Genomic DNA, 17,454 nt, shown 5'->3' with positions numbered 1-17,454 from the left:
CGGGGCTCTCGTTTATACCGTGCCTTATCTTACGACACCGAACGCACCGAACCCGGTGCCTCTGCTGTCGGCTGCAACTTGAAGGTGTAGAACAGCACCGTCAGCAGCACCAGGAACGCCGGGCCGATATACAGCGCCACGCGCGTATCGGGGAAGTACGCCATCAGGCCCACCACCAGCACCAGGAATGCCAGCGCAAGATAGGAGCTGACCGGGTAGAGCCACATGCGATATTTCAGCGTGGCACGCTCGGAAGCGCTCAGGCCTTTGCGGAACTTGAGCTGGGCCAGCAGGATCATGACCCAGGTCCAGATCGCGCCGAAAGTGGCGATGGAGGTCACCCAGACGAAGACTTTTTCCGGCACCAGGTAGTTGAGCAGCACCCCCAGCAGCAAGGCGGCGATGGACAGCAGCAGTGCGCGGCGTGGTACGCCGTTGCTGGAGGTCTTGGCGAAACCGCCCGGGGCCTGGCCGTTTTGCGCCAGGCTGTAGAGCATGCGACCCGTGCTGAAGATTCCACCGTTGCAGGACGACAGCGCGGCGGTGATCACCACGAAGTTGATGATGCCGGCGGCGGTCTTGATGCCCAGGCGCTCGAAGGTCATCACGAACGGGCTGCCCTGGGTGCCGATTTCGTTCCACGGGTAGATCGACAGGATCACGAACAACGCGCCGACGTAGAACAGCAGGATCCGCCAGAACACCGAGCCGATGGCGTTGGGGATGGTTTTCTGTGGGTTGCGTGCTTCACCGGCGGTCAGGCCGATCATTTCCACGCCCAGGTAGGCGAACATGACCATTTGCAGGGACATCAACACGCCGGACACGCCGTTGGGCATGAAACCGCCGTGGGTCCACAGATTGGAAATGCCCAGTGCCACGCCGTCGTTGCCGAAACCGAAGGCGATGATGCCGACGCCGCCGATGACCATGGCGATGATGGTCACGATCTTGATCAGGGCGAACCAGAATTCGAATTCACCGAAGGCCTTGACCGCGATCAGGTTGATCGAGCCCATGCTGACCAGTGCGGCCAGGGCCCAGATCCAGCGGGGCACGTCGGGGAACCAGATGCCCATGTACACCGCCACCGCGGTGATCTCGGCCACGCAGGTCACCAGCCACAGGAACCAGTAGTTCCAACCGGTCAGGAAACCGGCGAGCGGGCCGAGGTAATCCTGGGCGTAGCGGCTGAACGAACCGGCCACCGGGTTGTGCACGGCCATTTCGCCGAGGGCGCGCATGATGACCAGGATCGCCAGGCCACCGATGATGTAGGACAGCATGATCGCCGGCCCGGCCATCTCGATCGCCTTGGCCGAACCTAGGAACAGCCCGACACCGATGCAGGCGCCAAGCGCCATCAAGCGGATATGCCGCTCGCCGAGCTCACGTTTGAGCGGACCACCCTGCGCGGTCTCGCCATGGGGCAGAGGATTGCCGACTGGCATAGGGATACAACCTCGTCTTGTTATTGGATTGACCACCAAGTCTCCAAAGCCGCGGGCGGATGGGCCTGCGGGCATTGCCGAAACCGGGCCTGCCTTATGGGCAGACCGTCCTGTAGGAAAATTCCTCAAGATCAGCGGGTCGTGCAGTATAAAAAGCTCGGATCAGAAAGTTTCACTATAAAAGCAGGTTAATTCAGGTAGTTCCTCAGTCAAAAATGACTTTCTGGAGAGGCATTATCTGAGCTGACGATCTTTGAGAAGCTGCGCCGAGTATTGCACAGTGATGGTGCAGCGTCATGCGCTGGCATGGGTCGATGGCTCTGGTTCAAGGCTTTCAGACCCAACCAGCCCGTGGCGAGGGAGCTTGCTCCCGCTGGGGGGCGAAGCCGCCCTCGCTTTTCAGCTTTCAACTGCAGGCGGCCGCTGCGCGACCGAGCGGGAGCAAGCTCCCTCGCCACGATGACTACGTTGTTTTCGGAAAAGTCGTTCAACCATCAACGCGCCGGGTCGGAACAAGCACGGCTACCGTTATGGTTAACTCAGCCAAAGGAAGCACGGAATGCATCCTCTACGTCCAAACTCTCATCGGCTACGTCATGGACGTTCATCAGAACCGGGGCGAGGTTATCTTGTCACCACGGTAATCCACCGACGCGTACCTATCTTCAAAGATTTTCAGCTAGGCCGTTTGCTAGTTGCAGAAATGCGTCTGGCTCATGAGCGATATCAGGTCAATTCGCTTGCCTGGGTTGTGATGCCGGACCACCTTCATTGGTTGGTGCAGCTGGAACAACCTCGACTGTCTGAAGTGATGCAAGGGGTCAAGTCTCGCAGCACCCTTGCGATCAATCGAGCCATGGGCCGGACGGGCGCCATCTGGCAAAACGGGTTCCACGACAGGGCAATCCGCGACAATCAGGATTTGCAGCCCTGCGCTCGCTACATTATCACCAACCCCCTTCGCGCTGGCCTGGTAGATCGCATTGGCGATTACCCGCTCTGGGATGTCATTTGGCTCTGAGTGCTTTTGTGGCGAGGGAGCAAGCTCCCTCGCCACAGGAACCTCAGCGCTCATGATTTCGGTGTCCACAATTTCCCCTCCCCCCACGCCAACCACCGTCTAAGCTTCAAGCAAGTCCGATCAATCTGCGTGAATGGATCAGTCGACTATGGGCGCTTTGTGGCAAACCGATTCGAATAAACCTGTGGTCCCGACTGAACGTATGGAAGAAGCGCCTTTACCTAAAAAAACTCGCCGCGCCCGGCATGGCTGGCGGGCGTTCTGGTTGTTGTTGCTGATTATCGTGGTGGTGGTCGGCCTGGCCGTGGCCAAGGAGATGCGCACGTCCCGGTTCCAGGCCCAGGAGCTCAGCAAATACGCGGCGTCCCTGACCTATGCGGTGCAACCCGGCCCCAGCGACGCCATCGTCTACCCCGGTGCGGGCCCGTTCGATCAGCGATTGGGCTACAGCTCCCTGGGGGAATTCCTGCCTCGTTTGCTCAAGCGTGACTACGTGATCGAGGCCCAGGCGCGTTTTTCTCCGGCCTTGATGGACTATGTCGACAAGGGCCTGTTCGTGCCCTACGCGGAAAAGATCCAGGCTGGCTTGACCATTACCGATTGCCGCGCCGCGCCGGTCTATCAGTTCAAGTATCCGCAACAGCTTTACGCCAGTTTCGATGACATTCCTCCGGTCGTGGTGCAAAGCCTTTTGTTCATCGAGAACCGCTTCCTGCTCGACCCCAAGCAACCATTGGCCAACCCCGCGGTGGACTGGCCACGCTTCGGCATGGCGGCGTGGTCCCAGGTCGCCAAATTGTTGAGCCTGCCAGGGCAATCCGCCGGCGGCAGCACGCTCGCGACGCAGTTGGAGAAATACCGGCATTCCCCCGAGGGCCTGACCGTGTCGGGCGCGGAGAAGATCCGTCAGATGATTTCCGCTAGCGTGCGCGCCTATCAGGCCGGCCCGCAAACCCTCGAGGCCCGCCAACGGGTCATTCGTGACTACCTCAATAGCGTGCCGCTTTCCGCCGTGCCGGGGCATGGCGAGGTCCACGGCATGGCGGAAGGGCTGAGGGTCTGGTATGGCGCGGATTTCAGACGGGCCAACGAACGATTGTCCAGCACCGCCACCGACCCCAAGAGCCTTGCGGAAAAAGGCCTGGCCCTGCGGGAAATGTTGTCGTTGATGATCGCCCAGCGACGCCCGTCGCACTATCTCTCGAAGGGGCACGACGAACTCGCCCGTCTCACCGACAGCCACATCCGGCTGCTGGCCCAGAACGGCGTGATCGATGCCGCGCTGGCAGATGCCGCACTGGCCAGTAAGGTCAGCTACCGCGATTGGGTCCAGGACCCGACGGTCCAGCCTATCGAAACCAACAAGGGCATCAGTGCCGCCCGCAGTCGCATCGCCGCGCTGCTCAATCGTCCGCTGTACGACCTCGATCGCCTCGACCTCTCCGCCACCAGCACGTTGCAAAGCGATTTGCAGGCCCAGGCCACCGAGTACCTCAAGCGATTGGCCGACCCGGCATTCGCCGCCGAGATCGGCCTGATGGGAGAACGCCTGTTGACCCCCACCAGCACCACGCAGGTGCGCTACAGCTTCACCTTGCTGGAACTGACCCCGGACGGCTCGCGAGTGCGCATCCAGACCGACAGCACCGACCAACCCTTCGACATCAATGAGGGCAGCAAACTGGAACTGGGCTCCACCGCCAAGTTGCGGGTGCTGACCACGTACTTGCAGATCATCGCCGAACTCCACGAGCGTTATGCGCAACAGGCCCCGGCTGCCCTGAAAAAAACCGAGATCGCCGACCAGGACCGCCTGTCCCGCTGGGCCGTGGACTACCTGATCGAAAACACCGACCGCAGCCTGCCGAAAATGCTCGAAGCGGCGCTGGATCGCACGTATTCAGCCAGCCCCGGCGAGGCGTTTTTCACCGGCGGCGGGCTGCACACTTTTCATAACTTTCGCAAGGAGGACGACGGTCGCAACCCCACGCTGCGCGACGCCTTGCGTGAATCCATCAACCTGCCTTTCATTCGCCTGATGCGCGACCTGGTGCGCTACGCCACCTACGCCGGCCCGAATAACAGTTCCGAACTGCTCAAGGACGACAAAGACCCGCGTCGCCAGGAATACCTGGCCCAGTTCGCCGATCGCGAAGGCACCTCTTTCCTGCTCAGGTTCTGGAAGAAGTACCAGAAAAAGGACACCGGCCAGCGCCTCGAGACCTTCCTCGACGGCATGCGCCCCACCGCCATCCGCCTGGCCGCCGTGCACCGCTATTTCTTTCCCAGCGACAGCCAGGAAAGCTTCAACCGCTTCGTGCGCGCTCATCTGAAGTCGGCCAAGAGTGCTGAAAAACTCACCGATGAACGCCTGGAACGGCTCTACCAGAGCTACGGCCCCGGCGCCTATGACCTGCCGGACCAAGGCTTCATCGCCAAGGTCCATCCGTTGGACCTGTGGCTGATGGGCTATCTGTTGAACAACCCCGACGCTAAGTTCAGCCAGATCGTCAAGGCCAGCCGGTTCGAGCGCCAGGAAGTCTATAGCTGGTTATTCAAAAGCCGGCACAAGAGCGCTCGGGACAGCCGTATCCGCACCATGCTCGAAATCGAAGCGTTCCTGGATATTCACCAACGCTGGCAGAAGGTCGGCTACCCGTTCGACCATCTCGTGCCGTCCCTTGCCACCGCGATCGGCAGCTCTGGGGATCGCCCCGCCGCGCTTGCGGAGCTGGTGGGGACGATTCTCAACGACGGTGTCCGCCAGCCTGCGCTGCGGGTCGACAGCCTGCAGTTCGCCGTCGACACGCCCTATGAAACGCGAGTGGTCAGCGATCCGGACAACGGCAAGCGCGTAATGCCGGTCGAAGTGGCCCGTGCGTTGCGCGGTGCATTGTCCCAAGTGGTGGATGCCGGCACCGCGAAACGGGTGGCCGGCAGCTTCAAACTGGCCGATGGCACGCCACTGGCCATGGGTGGCAAGACGGGTACCGGCGACAACCGTATCGAAGCCGTCGGCTCCGGTGGACGGGTCATCAGCTCCAAGTCCATCAACCGCACCGCGACGTTCGTGTTTTACATCGGTGACAGCCATTTCGGCACGCTCACCGCTTACGTACCCGGCGTGTCGGCGCAGAACTTCAAGTTCACCTCCGCCTTGCCGGTCCAGGTGCTCAAGGGCATGGCGCCGTTTCTCTCGCCGTACCTGCAACCGGGCACGCATACCCAGTGCCAGCCGTTGGTGACGAGCCGTTAAGGGACGAGCGATACGCGACGTCCCGATCCCACACATTCCCGTCTCCATTCCCACACTCAACGCGTACTCGTCACGCCGTTGGACAATCGGCTGCTCGTCGGATTTATCGAAAACAGGCGTGCACAAAAGAAAGATATATCTTAAGTTCTATCTTAAGAACCTTGGAGGACACACAAATGAGAGACCCGCATTTCCATTTCCACCGCGAACATGCCGCCCACGACGGCTTCGACAAACGCCCGCCAGGCCGCGAACGCGGCGGCCGTGGCCCCAGGGTATTCGCTCCTGGGGACTTGAAGTTGCTGTTATTGGCGCTGATTGCCGAACAACCCTGCCATGGCTATGACCTGATCCGCCGGATCGAAAGCATGTTCGACGGCGCCTACAGCCCCAGCCCCGGTGTGATCTACCCAACGCTGACGTTCCTTGAAGAGAGCGAAATGATCAGCGGCGACGCCGATGGTGGGAAAAAACGCTACAGCGTGACCGATGCCGGACGTCTATCCCTTGAAGAGCAAGCCGTGGCGCTCGACGGCGTAAGGATGCGCATCGAAGTGAGCAAGCGTTCGCTGCGCGGCCAGGATCGGCCCGCTGAAATTCACGAAGCGGTCCATAACCTGCGCCACGCCCTGCAAATGCACCATGGCCGCTGGAGCCCGGATGAAATCCTGCGGGTACGCGACCTGCTCAACGACACCGCCAAAGCCATTGTCGACGGCCCTGGCCGTCCAACCGTTTCGGAGTAAAAGCATGACTGGAGTCGATCCAAACACCATCCACCGCGTCAGCCACGAGATCAAACGCCGCCGCCTGCAAGTGCTGCGGGTGGTCGACCTGACACCGCGCATGCGCCGCATTACCGTCGGCGGGCCGGAACTGGCCGGGTTCGTCAGCCTGGGCACCGACGATCACATAAAACTGTTGTTCCCCCAGAACGCCGAGGAACACGCAGCCCTGGAGAACTTCGCGCCCGGTGCGGGCAAGGCGCAGGGTCCGATGCCAGAAATGCGCGACTACACCCCGCGCCGCTATGACCTGGACGCCCTGGAGCTGGACATCGATTTCGTGCTCCATGGCGACGGCCCCGCTTCGACCTGGGCGGCCCAGGCCGCGCCCGGCCAATACCTCAACATCGCCGGGCCACGGGGGTCGATGATTGTGCCGGACGTCTTCGACAGCTACCTGTTGATCGGCGACGAAACCGCCTTGCCCGCCATCGCTCGCCGTCTCGAAGGCCTTGCCCCCAACCGGAAAGCCTTGGTGGTAGTGGAAGTGGAAAATGGCGCCGAACAGCAGGTGCTCCACAGCCCCGCGCAGGTGCATGTGATCTGGGTATTGCGTGAGGGGCGCCAGGACAGCCTGCTACGTACCGTGCAGCAGTTGGAAATGCCCGGCGGCAAGCTGTACGCCTGGGTCGCGACCGAGAGCAAAGTGTCCCGGCAGATTCGTAAGGTATTGCTGGAAGAGAAAGGCCTGGACCAGGATTTTGTGAAGGCCGTGGGGTATTGGAAGCTGGATGACAGTGAGGAAGATTGAGGGATGGCTTGCTGCTGAAGTAACCTTCTGACACTAATGGCCCTTGTGGCGAGGGAGCTTGCTCCCGCTGGCTGCGCAGCAGCCCCCCAAAAAACAGTCACCTCGATCTATCTGATCCACCGAGTTGTCAGGTTTTGGGTCTGCTTCGCAGCCCAGCGGGAGCAAGCTCCCTCGCCACAGGGGGCTTCGTTGTCCTTGAGGGTTCACCCGACATTCCATCCCCACCAGGTACCCGGTCCCATGCTTTTCCTGATCGCCTACATCGGCAGCGTCGTGCTGATCAACTTCGCATTTTCAGCCGCGCCGCACCTGGACATCATCTGGTCGGCCTGGGGGGGCCTGGTGTTTATCTTGCGGGACATGGTGCAGACCCGCTTCGGCCATGGCGCCATCGTGGCGATGCTGGTGGCGCTGGTGCTGTCCTACGTCACCTCCGACCCAACCATCGCCCTGGCCAGCGCCACGGCGTTTGCCGTCTCCGAGTGCATCGACTGGCTGGTGTTCACGGTCACCAAGCGTCCGCTGCATGACCGGTTGTGGATCAGTTCGGCACTGAGCATCCCTCTCGACACATTCATTTTCTTCGGCCTGATCGACGCCCTGACGCCCGCCGTGATAATCACCGCCCTGCTCTCGAAATTCGCCGGGGTCACGGCCGTCTGGCTGATCATGGCCTGGCGTTTGCGCAAACAGGCCGTCGCCGGCTGACGCGGTTCATGTAAAATGCCGCGCTTTCTCCCCATGGGAAGCTCGCCCGGCGCGCGCCCCCGATGATCCGCTCCTGTTTTGAGGACCTTCAGATGACCCGTATCGGAACTCCATTGTCGCCCACCGCGACCCGCGTTTTGTTGTGTGGCAGCGGTGAGCTGGGCAAGGAAGTGGTAATCGAACTGCAGCGACTGGGCGTTGAAGTGATTGCCGTGGATCGCTACGCCAACGCGCCGGCGATGCAAGTGGCCCATCGCAGCCACGTGATCAACATGCTCGACGGCGCCGCCCTGCGTGCGGTGATCGAGGCCGAGAAGCCGCACTACATCGTGCCGGAGATCGAAGCCATCGCCACCGCCACCCTGGTGGAGCTGGAAGCCGAAGGTTTCACGGTGATTCCTACGGCCCGCGCCGCGCAACTGACCATGAACCGTGAAGGCATCCGTCGCCTGGCCGCCGAAGAGCTGGGCCTGCCGACTTCCCCGTATTTCTTCGCCGACACCGTGGAAGACTACCGCAAGGCCGTCGAGACCCTGGGTTTCCCCTGCGTGGTCAAGCCGGTGATGAGTTCCTCGGGCAAGGGCCAGAGCCTTCTGCGCGGCGTTGAAGACGTGCAGAAAGCCTGGGACTACGCTCAGGAAGGCGGCCGCGCTGGCAAGGGCCGGGTGATCATCGAAGGCTTCATCGATTTCGATTACGAAATCACCCTGCTCACCGTGCGCCATGTCGGCGGTACCACGTTCTGCGCACCGGTCGGCCACCGTCAGGAAAAGGGCGACTACCAGGAATCCTGGCAGCCACAGGCCATGAGCCCAGCGGCGCTGGCCGAATCCGAGCGCGTCGCCAAGGCAGTGACCGAGGCCCTGGGTGGCCGCGGCCTGTTTGGCGTCGAGCTGTTCATCAAGGGCGATCAAGTGTGGTTCAGCGAAGTCTCCCCGCGCCCCCACGATACCGGCCTGGTCACGCTGATCTCCCAGGACCTGTCTCAGTTCGCCCTGCACGCCCGGGCCATCCTCGGCCTGCCGATACCGTTGATCCGCCAGTTCGGCCCATCGGCTTCGGCGGTGATCCTCGTGGAAGGCCAATCGACCCAGACCGCGTTTGCCAACCTCGGCGCCGCCCTGAGCGAGCCGGACACGGCGCTGCGTCTGTTCGGCAAGCCGGAAGTCAACGGTCAGCGCCGCCTGGGCGTGGCCCTGGCCCGCGACGAATCCATCGAAGCCGCCCGCGCCAAGGCGACCCGGGCTTCCCAGGCCGTCAAGATCGAGTTGTAAAGGTCATACACAATACCCCTGTGGCGAGGGAGCTTGCTCCCGCTGGGACGGTCCGACGCCTCGGGCGAAGCGGCCCCCTGCTTTGCCGGCCATCACACGTAGGGGGATGCTGACGCATCCAGCGTGAGCAAGCTCCCTCGCCACAAAGCCGCTTATGTTCAGATTCCGGCACAAAAAAAGGCGACACCCGCAAGGGTGTCGCCTTTTTCATGAGCGCCGGTAGGGCTTAATCCGGCAGTTTGTAGGCAATCACATAGTCACCCTGCTTGGTGCCCAGGGAACCGTGCCCTCCTGCAACGACCAGCACGTATTGCTTACCGTCCTTGCCGGTGTAGGTCATCGGCGTGGTCTGAGCGCCAGCAGGGAGGCGGCCTTCCCACAGTTGCTTGCCGTTCTTCACGTCATAAGCGCGCAGGTACTGGTCAAGCGTGCCGCTGAGGAATGCCAGGCCACTGGCGGTGGTGAATGTGCCGCCCAGGCTTGGAACACCCATGCTCAGTGGGATCGGAACCGGCGAGCTGTCGCGTACCGTGCCGTTCTTGTGCATCCACAGGGTCTTGTTGTTGGTCAGGTCCACGGCCGCGACATAACCCCACGCAGGCGCCTGGCACGGCAGCCCCATGGGCGAGAGCAGCGCTTCGAGGATCACGCCATATGGCGCGCCTTTGTTTGGCTGCACACCTTCGGTCTCGCTCTTGCGACCCGGGCCACCGGCCACTTCCGCCGCCGGTACCAACTTCGATTTGAACGCCATGTAGCTCGGGTTGACGAAGGCGATCTGGCGCACCGGATCGACAGAAATGCCGCCCCAGTCGAACACACCGAAGTTGCCGGGATAAACAATCGAGCCCTGCAACGAAGGCGGTGTGAACATACCGTCATAGCGCAGCGACTTGAAGTCGATCCGGCACAGCATCTGGTCGAACGGCGTGACGCCCCACATGTCCCGCTCCTTGAGGACCGGCGGCACGAAGTTCAGGTCGGACATCGGCTGGGTCGGCGAGGTGAAGTCGCCTTCCACCGCGCCTTGGGGCACCGGGACCTCCTTGATCGGCACGATCGGCTGGCCGTTGCTGCGGTCCAGCACGTAGATGCTGCCCTGCTTGGTCGATGCCAGCACAGCCGGCTTCACGCCATCGGCGGTTTTCATGTCCATCAGGGTCGGTTGACCACCAACGTCCATGTCCCACAGATCGTGGTGAGTGAACTGGAAGTACCAGCGCACCTTGCCGGTGGCGATGTCCAGGGCGGTCAGACCAGCGGCGTATTTTTCCGATTCAGGGGTACGGAAACCACCAAACTGGTCGGGGGTCTGGTTGCCCATCGGCAGGTAAAGCATGCCGAGTTTTTCATCGACGCTGAACATGGACCACATGTTCGGCGAGTTGCGGGTGTAGGTCTGGCCTTCGGCAATCGGCGTGGTGTCGTCCGGGTTGCCGCTGTCCCAGTTCCACACCAGCTTGCCGGTGTGCACGTCATAGGCGCGGATCACGCCGCTTGGCTCGTCGGTGGAGACGTTATCGGTGACATGGCCGCCGATAACGACCAAATTCTGGGTGACCGCCGGTGGCGAAGTGGAGTAGTAACCGCCGGCCGTGAAACTCCCGATGTTGGCGCTCAAGTCGACCTGGCCTTTGTCGCCGAAGTCTTCGCACATCTTGCCGGTGTCGGCGTTGAGGGCGATCAGGCGGGTGTCGGCCGTCGGCAGGAAGATCCGCCGTGGGCAAACGGTGCTGGCTGGCGTAGTGCTGGCGGCGCCGGTCGGGCTCTGCTCGGCCGAGGCGTAGACGGCGTCATCGTGATAGCTCACGCCACGGCAGGTCATGTGGGCCCAGCCCTTGAAGTTTTCCGCGTTCTGCGTAGAAAGCTTCGGATCGAAGCGCCAGATTTCCTTGCCGGTTTCTGGCTCCAGAGCGATGACCTGGCTGTGGGGCGTGCACACATAAAGCATGCCGTTGACCTTCAGCGGGGTATTTTCCGCGGTGGTCTCGCCTGGGTCATTCGGCCCTGGCAGGTCACCGGTGCGGAACGTCCAGGCTTCCTTCAGCTTGCTGACGTTTTCAGGGGTGATCTGCGCCAGTGGCGAATAACGGTCGCCATGGGCGCTGCGGCCGTAGGAGTTCCAATCCCCGTCCGGCATGGCCGGTGCGGTGTTGGTCACGCCCGGCACGCTGTCGCGGTCCAGTTGGCCCTTGATCTCACCAGGGTTGGTGAATTGGCTGGCGAGGGCGGCGATACCCGCGATGACAACGGCCGCACCCAGCGCTCGGGTGCCCATCGGCGATGCATCGGCGGTCAGCAACGGGCGCCGGAACCACGGCAGCAGCATGACGATGCCCAAGGCGAACAGCATGGCCAGGCGCGGCACCAATTGCCACCAATCCAGGCCCACTTCCCATAACGCCCACACCGTACTGGCGAATAAAACCAGCGCGTACATCCCCAGCGCTGCACGGCGCGCCAGAATCAGCAGTACACCAGTAATCGCCAGGCCGATGCCCGCCAGCAGATAATACAGCGAGCCGCCGAGCGTGCTCAGTTTGATCCCACCAGCCAACAAGGCCAGCCCCATCAATAGAAGCAGAATGCCGAGCAAGCTCGGTAGCAGACGGCTTCGACTCAAAGCACCCTCAGCGCTCATAGTGTGTATCTCCGTGACGTTTTAAAGAGTCCCGCGCAAGTAGTCACTTTAGATGACGATCTTGAGGGGGCATGGTTCAGTTGGAAAAAGGCAAATTCGATGACGCGGTCGCTGTGGGAACGGACTTGCTCGCGATCAAGGCGTGTCAGTCGACTCGAATGTTGAATGTGCAATCGCTATGGTGAGTAAGCTCGTTCCCACAGGAATTTACCAAGACAGCGCTGTCTCTCAGGATCGCGACATTCGGCATTCTTTAGACCTTTCAACAGGAGTAGCTGGACGCAGAGGCTCTGGTACGCCAGAAGAAGCGTTTCAGCAAGCGGCGCAAGGATAATGTCCTGTTACAAATAGCGAAAGCGCTTTTGTTGACATGGATCATCTCGAATTCGGTAACAGTGTGCCGGGGATACAAGCCCTGATAACGGCGGCACTTCCCCCCGCAGAGCGCCTCGGCTAAGGTGCGCGGCTTCACAGCTCATCATGCAAGGCTTGCCATGACCGAACCGAACAACAACCCACTGCACGGCGTGACCCTGGAGCAGATCCTCAATGCCCTGGTGCAGCACTACGAATGGTCAGGCCTGGCGGAACGCATCGACATCCGTTGCTTCAAGAGCGACCCGAGCATCAAGTCGAGCCTGACCTTCCTGCGCAAGACGCCATGGGCACGGGAGAAGGTCGAGCGCTTGTACGTCAAGTTGATGCGCACCAAGCGGCCTATCTGAACCATGAACGTGCGAACCGGTTTCGTGTCGATGCTGGCATTGCTCGGCTGGGTGGGATTGAGCATTCAGCTCTACCTGATCCTGCTGGGCCGATGGGAACTGGGCGCGAGCCTGTTGGGCGGCCTGGTCAACTTCTTCAGTTTCTTCACCGTATTGACCAATACCTTGGCCGCCGTGGTATTGACTTGGGAAGTGACCCGCCGTGAATCAGCGGTGAGGCGTTGGTTCCTGCGTCCAGCGGTACGCAGCGGCATCGCGGTGAGCATCGCCTTGGTCGCCCTGGCCTATAACGTATTGCTGCGCCATCTCTGGCAACCGGAAGGCTGGCAATTTATCGCCGACGAACTGCTGCACGACATCATGCCGGTGCTGTTCATCATCTATTGGGGGCTCTGGGTGCCCAAAGGCACGTTGCGCCTGGGCCACGTCGGGCTGTGGATGATTTACCCGCTGGTGTACTTCGCCTACATCCTGCTACGGGGTGATCTGCTGGCGGCCTATCCCTACCCTTTCATCGACGTGACGAGCCTGGGTTATCCACAGGTGTTCATCAATGCCGGGGGCGTGTTGGCCGGGTTTGTCGGGATTGCGCTGGGGGTGGTGGGGTTGGATCGGTGGTTGGGACGACGATCGATTAAAGCCTTGTGAGACGCCCCTGCGGAGAGGGAGCTTGCTCCCTCTCCGCAGGGATTTTGTATTCACAAGTGGACATCAACGCCTTGCCGGCAGCATCCACACCAATCTATTGGCCTTGGCCCGTTCATGACACAACGCCAGGACGCTGCGCCGTTCATCGTTGCTCATCTTGCGCCATTGAGTGATCTCGGAGACGGTGCGCTGGCAACCGGTGCAGACGTCGTCATCGTCCAGCGAGCAGATGTTTACGCAGGGCGACGGAATCGGGCGTTCAGGTGTGTTCATTGTTCCTGCTCGATCAGGTCGCGTGCGTAGCGCTGCGAGTTGTGAACGTAGTGCGCCGCACTGGCTTCGAGCATTTTTTTCTGGGCCTCGGTCAGTTCTCGCACGACCTTGCCCGGCGAGCCCATGACCAGCGAACCATCGGGTATTTCCTTGCCTTCGCCGATCAGCGAGTTGGCGCCAATGATGCAGTTCTTGCCGATTTTCGCGCCGTTGAGGATTACCGCGTTGATGCCGATCAGGCTGTAGTCCCCGACTGTGCAGCCGTGAAGCATGGCGTTGTGGCCGATGGTCACGCCAGTGCCGATGGTCAGCGGATAACCCATGTCGGTGTGCATCACCGTGCCGTCCTGCACGTTGCTATCCTTGCCAATCAGGATCAATTCGTTGTCGCCACGCAACACCGCGTTGAACCAGACGTTGGCGCCCTCTTCGAGGCGGACCTTGCCCACCAGTGTGGCGTTGGGCGCGACCCAGCTCTGTGGGTGGGTTTCGACACGGGCATCGCCCAAGCGGTATTTCATGGGAATCCTCGGGGCATCAGGTGTTGATGAAAGTCTTGGGCGGCGTGTGCAGGTCGATGCCGGCGTCGTACAGCAGGTTGACCAACTCCACGATCATGATCGCCGTCAGCCCCCAGATCTTGTACCCCTCGAAACGGTAGCTGGGCACGTACCAACTGCGGCCCTGGTAGTCGATGCGGTGGGTGTGCTCGCGCGGATCCTTGCGGAAAAATTCCAACGGCACGCTGAACACGGCGGCGATCTCGGCGTCGTTGGCCTGGTATTCGACGTAATCCGGAATCACGCCGACGTAAGGCGTGACCTTGATACCGTGCAACGAGATCAGTGGACTGAGGGGACCAATCACCTCCACCAGGCCGGGGGGCAGGCCAATTTCCTCTTCGGCTTCGCGCAGGGCGGTGAAGATCAGGTCGGGGTCTTCCGGGTCTCGACGTCCACCGGGGAACGCCACTTCGCCGCCGTGGGTCGAGAGACCGCTGGCGCGCAGGGTCAGCACCAGCTCCGGTTCATCACTGCGCGTGATCGGCACCAGCACCGCCGCTTCAGGAAAACGCCGATCGGTCTCCAGATCGCGCGGCGTATGGTTGCTTACTCGATGCAGTAGCTCGTCCAGCATGAGACTTCTCGATTTATTCGCTGCCTAGCATCATGCACCAATCAGGCAAGCGGCCCAAGCCCCGGACCGCGTCATGTCGCGAAACGACAACTTGCCGATACCGGCCCGCACACGCCAAGATAGGCGCAGCCTTCAGGAATCCAAGCATGAAATTCTGCAGCCAGTGCGGTAACCCGGTGACCCAGCGCATACCCGAGGGCGACTCGCGCCTGCGTTTTGTCTGCGACACCTGCCACACCATTCATTACCAGAACCCCAATATCGTTGCCGGATGTGTACCGACCTGGGGCAGTAAAGTCCTGTTGTGCCGGCGCGCCATCGAGCCACGGCGTGGTTACTGGACCTTGCCGGCGGGCTTCATGGAAAACGGCGAAACCGTCGAGCAAGCCGCCGTGCGCGAAACCGCCGAGGAAGCCTGCGCCCGGGTGCGAAACCTGAGCATCTATACGCTGATCGACGTTCCGCACATCAGCCAGGTGCATGTGTTCTTCCGCGCCGAGCTGGTGGACGAGGATTTCGCCGCGGGCCCCGAAAGCCTGGAAGTGAAACTGTTCGAAGAAGCTGACATCCCGTGGGACGAGCTGGCTTTCCGCACCGTGGGCCGTACCCTAGAATACTTCTACGCTGACCGGCGGGCCGAGCAATACCCGGTGCGATCCGAGTCGATTCCGCCGCTGACTCAGCCTGCCAATACGTAGGCTCTGTACGAAATGTGTTCGCGCGAAGGCCAGACAAGGCGAAACGGGGCGAGGAAGCGCAGTGTACTGGAGTACATGAGCATTCCGAGCCTCGTTTCAACGCAGTATGGGCGAGTGCGGATACATTTCGTACAGAGCCTAGAAAATCCAATATAGCCGCGACACCTCTAGGGATATCGTTTCAATGCGCTGGTTGCTTGTGCTGTTCTGCTTGTCGTTCACCGCCCTGTCCCAGGCCGCCGCCGTGGGAACCTACAACGGCAAAGTCATCGAAAAAGTGCTGGTGCTCAAGTCCGCCCATCAATTGCAATTGATCAACGACGGCAAGCCCCTCAAGACCTATCGCATCTCCTTGGGCAAGGGCGCCAAGAAAGGCCCCAAGCTGATCGAGGGCGACAAGCGCACCCCCGAAGGCTTTTACTGGATCGACTGGCGCAAGGTCAGCGACCGGTTCTACCTGTCGATGCACATCTCCTACCCCAACATCAGCGACGCCGCCCGCGCCCGCCGCGAAGGCGTGGAGCCGGGGGGCATGATCATGATTCATGGCACGCCGGACTCGGAGGAGAACCCTGAGCAGTTGTTCCACACCCTGGACTGGACCGACGGCTGCATCGCCATGCGCAATGTGGACATGCGTGAGGTGTGGAACCTTGTGCCGGATGGGACGATGATCGAGATTCGGCCGTAGCCCATTTTCTTGCGGCAAGAAGTTCCTGTGGATAAGAGCTCTTGTGGCGAGGGAGCTTGCTCCCGCTGGGACGGTCCGACGCCTCGGGCGCAGCAACCCCAAAGTAGTCAACTCGATCTGCCTGACACACCGCGCTGTCAGGTTTCAGGGCCGCTTCGCAGCCCAGCGGGAGCAAGCTCCCTCGCCACAGGGTTCGATGTCGATTGGCATATTTGTCAACGACACGAAACCACTGTGGGAGCTTGCTCGCGATGAAGATCAAGGCTCGTCCCGAGGCGGCCTGGTTCTGGGTGTTCGCGTTTCCCCTGTGGGAGCGAGCCTGCTCGCGATAGCGGTGGCTCAGTCAATGAGAATGTTGGATGTGCCGGCGGATATACACACAAAACGCACTACCACCGGTCGCCATAAAAATAAATATCAAACTCCACAACCCGCCCTCCGTGCATACCACTGACCTTCAAAAACCCCATCCCAACGCTGTAATTCCACGCCCCACAAAAACCACCCTAATACCACTTAAATAACACCCGAATGAATACCCAGGAAACACAGGCCAACCCTAGAAAAAGCAGCGTTGACATGGTATTCAAGTGGTATTAGCTTCCACCCCACCCACCGAGCGACAACGCCCACAAAAAACCGCATCGGACACCCAAATGAACATCCAGACCCTGCGCCCCGACGACACCCAACCCACCCCGCTCTACCTGCAACTGGCCCGCAATCTGGAAGCCGCCATCCACGCTGGCCAGTGGAAAGCCGAACAAGCGATGCCGTCCGAGCGCAGCTTGAGCGAGCAATTGGGGATATCCCGGGTCACCGCGCGCAAGGCGCTGGAAGTGCTGTTCGAACAAGGCCTGATCCGCCGCAATCAAGGCTCGGGTACATTCATCACCCCACGCCTGGAACAACCGCTCTCACGCCTTAGCGGTTTCAGCGAGATGCTCCGGCTCAAAGGCTTTGTGCCCGGCTCCCAATGGCTGGAGCGGGAGATCACCCCGCCAACCCATGAGGAATTGATACGCCTGGGCCTCTCGCCCACCGACAAAGTCGCCCGGCTCAAACGGCTGCGCAAGGCCGACGACACGGTCATGGCCATCGAGATGAGCACCCTGCCCGCATCGATCATTGCCAAGCCGCAGGCGGTGGGCGATTCGCTTTATGAATTCCTCGACAGCATCGGCAAACCGGTAGTGCGCGCCCTGCAACACATCCAGGCCATCAACGCCTCGGACGAATTCGCCGCCCTGGTGGGCATCGCCCCCGGCACCGCGATGCTGTTGATGACGCGGGTCGGCTACCTGGAAGACAACACGCCCATCGAAGTCACCGACACCTATTGCCGCAACGACTATTACGACTTCGTCGCAGAGTTGCGGCGCTAGACGACCCGAG

The 17,454-nt window shown here is 61.1% G+C and carries 16 protein-coding genes; 11 read left to right on the top strand and 5 right to left on the bottom strand.

The window, feature by feature from the left end:
• Window positions 1-29 precede the first annotated feature (29 nt).
• On the bottom strand, window positions 30-1,451 hold the full coding sequence (locus J3P90_RS05255) for an amino acid permease (RefSeq protein WP_434675923.1): 1,422 nt from the start codon (window positions 1,449-1,451) through the stop codon (window positions 30-32).
• 559 nt (window positions 1,452-2,010) lie between these two features.
• Between J3P90_RS05255 and J3P90_RS05250 the strand changes: the two genes are divergently transcribed.
• From J3P90_RS05250 to purT, 6 genes are all read left to right on the top strand, one after another.
• Complete coding sequence (locus tag J3P90_RS05250) at window positions 2,011-2,472, top strand: REP-associated tyrosine transposase (protein ID WP_434675922.1); 462 nt, start codon at window positions 2,011-2,013, stop codon at window positions 2,470-2,472.
• A gap of 148 nt (window positions 2,473-2,620) precedes the next feature.
• On the top strand, window positions 2,621-5,728 hold the full coding sequence (locus tag J3P90_RS05245) for a transglycosylase domain-containing protein (protein ID WP_434560415.1): 3,108 nt from the start codon (window positions 2,621-2,623) through the stop codon (window positions 5,726-5,728).
• 176 nt (window positions 5,729-5,904) lie between these two features.
• A complete protein-coding gene (locus J3P90_RS05240; RefSeq protein WP_434675921.1) occupies window positions 5,905-6,474 on the top strand; it encodes a PadR family transcriptional regulator in 570 nt (189 codons plus the stop codon).
• Between the two features lie 4 nt (window positions 6,475-6,478).
• Entirely contained in the window at window positions 6,479-7,264 is a 786-nt protein-coding gene (locus J3P90_RS05235; protein WP_434560419.1) for a siderophore-interacting protein, read from the top strand.
• A gap of 240 nt (window positions 7,265-7,504) precedes the next feature.
• Window positions 7,505-7,972, top strand: a complete 468-nt coding sequence (locus J3P90_RS05230) for a VUT family protein (protein ID WP_420765341.1) — start codon at window positions 7,505-7,507, stop codon at window positions 7,970-7,972.
• Between the two features lie 92 nt (window positions 7,973-8,064).
• Window positions 8,065-9,246, top strand: a complete 1,182-nt coding sequence (purT, locus tag J3P90_RS05225; RefSeq protein ID WP_434560421.1) for a formate-dependent phosphoribosylglycinamide formyltransferase — start codon at window positions 8,065-8,067, stop codon at window positions 9,244-9,246.
• A 226-nt stretch (window positions 9,247-9,472) separates the two neighbouring features.
• On the opposite strand, the gene J3P90_RS05220 is transcribed toward purT, so the two are convergent.
• The gene (locus J3P90_RS05220) at window positions 9,473-11,887 is read right to left on the bottom strand and encodes a glucose/quinate/shikimate family membrane-bound PQQ-dependent dehydrogenase (protein ID WP_434675920.1); all 2,415 of its coding nucleotides are present in this window, start codon (window positions 11,885-11,887) and stop codon (window positions 9,473-9,475) included.
• Between the two features lie 494 nt (window positions 11,888-12,381).
• Between J3P90_RS05220 and J3P90_RS05215 the strand changes: the two genes are divergently transcribed.
• Both J3P90_RS05215 and J3P90_RS05210 read left to right on the top strand, forming a co-directional pair.
• A complete protein-coding gene (locus J3P90_RS05215; protein ID WP_420765344.1) occupies window positions 12,382-12,612 on the top strand; it encodes a VF530 family DNA-binding protein in 231 nt (76 codons plus the stop codon).
• Between the two features lie 3 nt (window positions 12,613-12,615).
• Window positions 12,616-13,260: a Pr6Pr family membrane protein gene (locus J3P90_RS05210; protein ID WP_434675919.1), complete on the top strand. Its 645-nt coding sequence runs from the start codon at window positions 12,616-12,618 to the stop codon at window positions 13,258-13,260.
• 63 nt (window positions 13,261-13,323) lie between these two features.
• Here J3P90_RS05210 and J3P90_RS05205 read toward each other — a convergent pair whose 3' ends face one another.
• Genes J3P90_RS05205 through J3P90_RS05195 form a run of 3 tightly spaced genes read right to left on the bottom strand, consistent with a single transcriptional unit; the run spans window position 13,324 to window position 14,670 of the window.
• Window positions 13,324-13,533, bottom strand: coding sequence for a DUF1289 domain-containing protein (locus tag J3P90_RS05205; protein ID WP_434675918.1), 210 nt, complete (start codon window positions 13,531-13,533; stop codon window positions 13,324-13,326).
• Window positions 13,530-14,054, bottom strand: a complete 525-nt coding sequence (locus J3P90_RS05200) for a gamma carbonic anhydrase family protein (RefSeq protein ID WP_420765347.1) — start codon at window positions 14,052-14,054, stop codon at window positions 13,530-13,532. Before J3P90_RS05200 ends, J3P90_RS05205 begins: the two co-directional genes overlap by 4 nt.
• A gap of 16 nt (window positions 14,055-14,070) precedes the next feature.
• Window positions 14,071-14,670, bottom strand: coding sequence for a CoA pyrophosphatase (locus J3P90_RS05195; RefSeq protein WP_420765348.1), 600 nt, complete (start codon window positions 14,668-14,670; stop codon window positions 14,071-14,073).
• 146 nt (window positions 14,671-14,816) lie between these two features.
• Here J3P90_RS05195 and J3P90_RS05190 point away from each other — a divergent pair, with 146 nt between their 5' ends.
• The 3 genes from J3P90_RS05190 (at window position 14,817) to J3P90_RS05180 (ending at window position 17,444) form a co-directional block, all read left to right on the top strand.
• Entirely contained in the window at window positions 14,817-15,368 is a 552-nt protein-coding gene (locus J3P90_RS05190) for an NUDIX hydrolase (RefSeq protein WP_434560427.1), read from the top strand.
• Between the two features lie 184 nt (window positions 15,369-15,552).
• Entirely contained in the window at window positions 15,553-16,059 is a 507-nt protein-coding gene (locus tag J3P90_RS05185) for a L,D-transpeptidase family protein (protein ID WP_420765350.1), read from the top strand.
• A gap of 656 nt (window positions 16,060-16,715) precedes the next feature.
• Window positions 16,716-17,444 carry a GntR family transcriptional regulator gene (locus tag J3P90_RS05180; protein ID WP_420765351.1) on the top strand — a complete coding sequence of 243 codons (729 nt, stop codon included), beginning with the start codon at window positions 16,716-16,718 and terminating at the stop codon, window positions 17,442-17,444.
• Window positions 17,445-17,454: the final 10 nt, after the last annotated feature.

This window comes from Pseudomonas sp. D3-10 (genome assembly GCF_051132175.1).
In the GTDB taxonomy this organism is placed as follows: Bacteria; Pseudomonadota; Gammaproteobacteria; order Pseudomonadales; family Pseudomonadaceae; genus Aquipseudomonas.
Note: the sequence above shows the minus strand (reverse complement) of the source record. Positions and strands in the feature narration are given on the sequence as shown.

Bases quoted from the DNA above. Each gene is read 5' to 3' on its own strand.
- J3P90_RS05255 (WP_434675923.1), bottom strand. From the start codon at position 1,451: ATGCCAGTCGGCAATCCTCTGCCCCATGGCGAGACCGCGCAGGGTGGT.
- J3P90_RS05250 (WP_434675922.1), top strand. From the start codon at position 2,011: ATGCATCCTCTACGTCCAAACTCTCATCGGCTACGTCATGGACGTTCA.
- J3P90_RS05245 (WP_434560415.1), top strand. From the start codon at position 2,621: ATGGGCGCTTTGTGGCAAACCGATTCGAATAAACCTGTGGTCCCGACT.
- J3P90_RS05240 (WP_434675921.1), top strand. From the start codon at position 5,905: ATGAGAGACCCGCATTTCCATTTCCACCGCGAACATGCCGCCCACGAC.
- J3P90_RS05235 (WP_434560419.1), top strand. From the start codon at position 6,479: ATGACTGGAGTCGATCCAAACACCATCCACCGCGTCAGCCACGAGATC.
- J3P90_RS05230 (WP_420765341.1), top strand. From the start codon at position 7,505: ATGCTTTTCCTGATCGCCTACATCGGCAGCGTCGTGCTGATCAACTTC.
- purT (WP_434560421.1), top strand. From the start codon at position 8,065: ATGACCCGTATCGGAACTCCATTGTCGCCCACCGCGACCCGCGTTTTG.
- J3P90_RS05220 (WP_434675920.1), bottom strand. From the start codon at position 11,887: ATGAGCGCTGAGGGTGCTTTGAGTCGAAGCCGTCTGCTACCGAGCTTG.
- J3P90_RS05215 (WP_420765344.1), top strand. From the start codon at position 12,382: ATGACCGAACCGAACAACAACCCACTGCACGGCGTGACCCTGGAGCAG.
- J3P90_RS05210 (WP_434675919.1), top strand. From the start codon at position 12,616: ATGAACGTGCGAACCGGTTTCGTGTCGATGCTGGCATTGCTCGGCTGG.
- J3P90_RS05205 (WP_434675918.1), bottom strand. From the start codon at position 13,533: ATGAACACACCTGAACGCCCGATTCCGTCGCCCTGCGTAAACATCTGC.
- J3P90_RS05200 (WP_420765347.1), bottom strand. From the start codon at position 14,054: ATGAAATACCGCTTGGGCGATGCCCGTGTCGAAACCCACCCACAGAGC.
- J3P90_RS05195 (WP_420765348.1), bottom strand. From the start codon at position 14,670: ATGCTGGACGAGCTACTGCATCGAGTAAGCAACCATACGCCGCGCGAT.
- J3P90_RS05190 (WP_434560427.1), top strand. From the start codon at position 14,817: ATGAAATTCTGCAGCCAGTGCGGTAACCCGGTGACCCAGCGCATACCC.
- J3P90_RS05185 (WP_420765350.1), top strand. From the start codon at position 15,553: ATGCGCTGGTTGCTTGTGCTGTTCTGCTTGTCGTTCACCGCCCTGTCC.
- J3P90_RS05180 (WP_420765351.1), top strand. From the start codon at position 16,716: ATGAACATCCAGACCCTGCGCCCCGACGACACCCAACCCACCCCGCTC.